This window comes from Streptomyces sp. 8K308 (assembly GCF_004348315.1).
GTDB lineage: Bacteria > Actinomycetota > Actinomycetes > Streptomycetales > Streptomycetaceae > Streptomyces.
Genome location: NZ_SMKC01000503.1, coordinates 1 through 3,799, shown reverse-complemented (window position 1 = coordinate 3,799; position 3,799 = coordinate 1). Strand labels below are relative to the sequence as shown.

4 protein-coding genes are annotated in these 3,799 nt (G+C 72.8%); 2 read left to right on the top strand and 2 right to left on the bottom strand.

The window, feature by feature from the left end:
* Positions 1–464: class I SAM-dependent methyltransferase (locus E1265_RS34815; protein ID WP_207931331.1), on the bottom strand; the 464-nt coding region annotated here is incomplete at its 3' end.
* A 155-nt stretch (positions 465–619) separates the two neighbouring features.
* On the opposite strand from E1265_RS34815, the gene E1265_RS34810 reads away from it, so the two are divergent.
* Positions 620–1,450, top strand: coding sequence for a class I SAM-dependent methyltransferase (locus tag E1265_RS34810; RefSeq protein ID WP_207931330.1), 831 nt, complete (start codon positions 620–622; stop codon positions 1,448–1,450).
* 64 nt (positions 1,451–1,514) lie between these two features.
* Positions 1,515–2,159, top strand: coding sequence for a class I SAM-dependent methyltransferase (locus tag E1265_RS34805; RefSeq protein WP_132934948.1), 645 nt, complete (start codon positions 1,515–1,517; stop codon positions 2,157–2,159).
* 25 nt (positions 2,160–2,184) lie between these two features.
* On the opposite strand, the gene E1265_RS34800 is transcribed toward E1265_RS34805, so the two are convergent.
* Positions 2,185–3,759 carry an alkaline phosphatase D family protein gene (locus tag E1265_RS34800; protein WP_132934949.1) on the bottom strand — a complete coding sequence of 525 codons (1,575 nt, stop codon included), beginning with the start codon at positions 3,757–3,759 and terminating at the stop codon, positions 2,185–2,187.
* Positions 3,760–3,799 lie beyond the last annotated feature (40 nt).

Here is a 3,799-nt window from a genome sequence, read left to right as displayed (position 1 = left end):
GCCTCGTTCAGCTCGGCGCAGTCCTCGCTGCCCACCTGCTGGGTCAGCAGGGTGCCACCGGGACGCAGCACCCGCCGGACCTCGCGCGCGGCCAGCCGCCCGTGGCGGTTGAGCATGACGTCGATCGACGTGTCCGGGAGCGGCAGCGTCTCCCGGTCAGGGGCCGGCAGGACCGTGACGCCCAGCGGTTCGAGTCGAGCGCGGGCGACAGCGATGTTCGGCGGCCAGCCCTCGGTCGCCCACGTGTGCCGGGGCAGCGGCTGAAGCGAGGCAAGCAGTTCGCCGCCACCGGTGTCGACGTCGAGCAGTCGACCGGCGGTGGCGACGCGCGCGCGGGCCAGCTCCTGGTAGGACCACGACGGTTCCGAGCCGCGCACACGTCCTGACGACCAGCCGAAGTCCCAACCCTCGACCGGGGCCGCCATCGCGGCGGCGACCAACTCGTCATATCCGGCGTCGTCCACGAACGGAGACTAGGAACCGCCGACCGGCTCCGGCAACCGGTTATCGCCGTTCCGAGGCCACCGGGAGATGACGAGGCCGGTGATCAACGTCGGCACCGTCCACCGCCCGCCTGTCCCGATTGACGAGTGGGCGAACGCCCATTTAAAGTGGGCACATGCCCACCATGCCCTCGGAACGAGCTCCGCTTCCCGAACCCGAGCCCCACCACCACCGGCAGATGGCGGAGTCGTTCGGCTCGGACGCCGAGCGCTACGACCGCGCCCGGCCCCGCTACCCCCAAGCCATGGTGGACCGGATCGTCGCCGCCAGCCCCGGCCCCGACGTCCTCGACGTCGGCTGTGGCACCGGCATCGCCGCCAGGCAGTTCCAGGCGGCCGGCTGCCGGACGCTCGGGGTGGAGCCGGACGCGCGGATGGCTGACGTGGCGCGGCAGCTCGGGAGCGAGGTCGGGGTGGCGACGTTCGAGGACTGGGACCCGGCCGGCCGGGAGTTCGACGCGGTCGTCGCCGGCCAGGCCTGGCACTGGATCGACCCGGTCGCGGGAGCGGCCAAGGCCGCACGGGTGCTGCGCCCCGGCGGTCGGCTGGCGGCGTTCTGGAACGCGTTCCAGTTTCCGCCCGACGTGGCGGAGGGCGTCGCCGCGGTCTGCCAGCGGGTGATACCCGACGCGCCGTTCGACTTCCGGGCGATGACGAAGGGGGCCTCGGACGGGCACCAGGTGCTGCTCGCCAGGGCCGCCGACGGGATCCGCGACGCGGGCGGGTTCGGTGAACCCGAGCGGTGGCGATTCGACTGGGAGTGGACCTACACCCGGGCCGCGTGGCTGGACCAGATCCCCACCCAGGGCGCCTTCACCCAGCTCCCGCCGGACAAGCTGGCGGAGGTGCTGGAGGGTGTCGGGGCCGCCATCGACGCGACGGGGGGCGGCTTCACGATGCGTTACGCCACGGTGGTCGTCACCGCGGCGCGAAGCGGCGCCGCCTGACCTGGCTCAGCGGCCTGTCCACTCACGCCCTCCGGCCACGGGGTCGTGGGCTACCGTGCCGGTCATGGACACAGAGGACTGGCTGGCCGACACCCGCGTCTCCTACGACACGGTCGCGGTCAGCTATGCCGACCAGTTGCGTGGCCGGCTGGCCGAGGAGCCCTACCTGCGAGCGGTGTTGGCGTTGTTCGCCGAGCAGGTGCGAGCGGCTGGCGGCGGCCCGGTGGCGGACGTGGGGTGTGGTCCCGGACATGTCACCGCCCACCTGCGCGGGCTCGGCGTCGACGCCTTCGGCATCGATCTCTCCCCCGGGATGATCGAGGTGGCTCGGCGCGACCACCCCGGCCTGCGGTTCGAGGTGGGGTCCATGACGGACCTGGACCTCCCCACGGCCTCGGTGGCCGGCCTGCTCGCCTGGTGGTCGTTGATCCACGTGCCCGACGACGAGGTGCCCACGGTCTTCGGGGACTTCCACCGGGTGCTGCGCCCGGGGGGAGCGCTGCAGCTCGGTTTCCACGTCGGTGACCAGTCGCGGCTGAAGACGCGGGGCTACGGCGACCACCCGATGAGGGTCCTGGTCCACCGTCGTCAGCCGGACCAGGTGGCAACCTGGCTGCGGGATGCCGGGTTCGACGTCGAGGCCCAACTGCTGCTCGGCCCGCACGAGCTGGTTCCGCAGGCGGTTCTCCTCGCCCGCCGCCCGTCCTGAGCGTCCCCCGGCGCAGCCCCCGTCGTCACGACTCGACCTGGGCGATGCCCGGTTGGCCTGCGGCCACGTAGAGGCTGGCGCGGGTGCTGATCGGGGCGCCCGGGCGGCTGACGTAGGGGACGATCCGGTAGTCGGTGCGCCACTCGTCGCGGGTGACGTGGCAACGGCCGTAGCCGCGCTGACCGTTGTGGAAACGCGTGTGGGGGTTCTCGGCGAGCCAGCGCTGTCCCCACTCGTCGTGGTCCTCGCCGTCGCCGCTCGACGTGATGGACGTGGCCATGAATTCGGCGCCTACGGTGACCGACTCGGGGTCGTCGAAATCGGCCTTGAGATCGCCGGCGAGATTCCGGTGCGCGTCGCCCGTCAACACCACGAAGTTTTCCACCGAGTTTCCCCGAACGCCACGGAAAAGACGGTCCCTGGCCGCCACATAACCGTCCCAGGTGTCCATTCCGAAGTCACGCTCGGGCCCGGCGGCGGCGTCCGCCTGCATCATCAGCACCTGATTGGCCAACACGTCCCAGACGGCGCCGGAATCACGCAGCCCCTCGCTCAGCCAACGCTCCTGCGCGGCGCCGAGCATCGACCGGTCGGGGACGAGACGGTCGGCGCAGTCGTGGTCGAGGCCGGGGCCGTAGCAGACCTGGTCGTCGCGGAACTGCCGGCCGTCGAGCACGTGGAAGCGGGCCAGGTCGCCGTAGTCGAAGCGGCGGTGCAGCGCGATACCGGCGCGGTCGGGCAGCGCGCTCCTGCGCAGCGGCAGGTGCTCGTAGTACGCCTGGAAGGCGGCGGCGCGCATCGCCTGGAAGGCGTCCCCGACCTCGCCCTCGCCGCCCACGTCGCCGGCCCAGTCGTTGTCCACCTCGTGGTCGTCCATCGTGACGATCCAGGGCGCGGCGGCGTGCGCGGCCCGCAGGTCGGCGTCGCTCCTGTACTGGCCGTACCGCACCCGGTAGTCGGCCAGTGAGTTCGGCTCGCCGACCGGCAGGTGGTCGCGGCCGATCTCGCTCGGCTCGCTGATCTCGTAGATGTAGTCGCCCAGGTGGACCACCACGTCCAGGTCCTCGTCGGCCAGATGCCGCAGTGCCGTGAAGTGGCCCTCGAAGTAGTTCTGGCAGCTCAGGTAGGCGAAGGTCAGCGAGGAGAGCGCGACGCCGGCGGCCGGCGCCGTCCTGGTGCGGCCGGTGGCGCTGACGTACCCGGCGGCCCGGAAGCGGTACCAGTACTCGCGGTCCGGGCGCAGCCCGTCGACCTCCACGTGCACCGAGTGGCCGAGCTCGGGTGTGGCCTGCGCCACACCGGAGCGCACGACGTTCCGGAACCGGGGGTCGGCGGCCAGCTGCCAGTCCACCGGGACGGCCAGCCGCGGCATGCCGCCGAGCCCGTCGAGCGCGAGGGGCTCGGGCGCCAGCCTGGTCCAGAGGACGACGCCGTCCGGGAGCGGTTCGCCGGAGGCGACGCCGAGCGCGAAGGGGTCGTCGGGCAGCCGGGGGACGTCGCGCCGGGGCGCGGCGGTGGCGCCGGCCAGGGGCAGCGCGGCGACCAGCGCGCTGCCGCCGGCGAGCGTGAGGAAACGGCGGCGGCTCGGCTCGCCGCGCATTCCGGAGAGCCGCACTGGATTCGGGTGCGGGGGGTGTGGG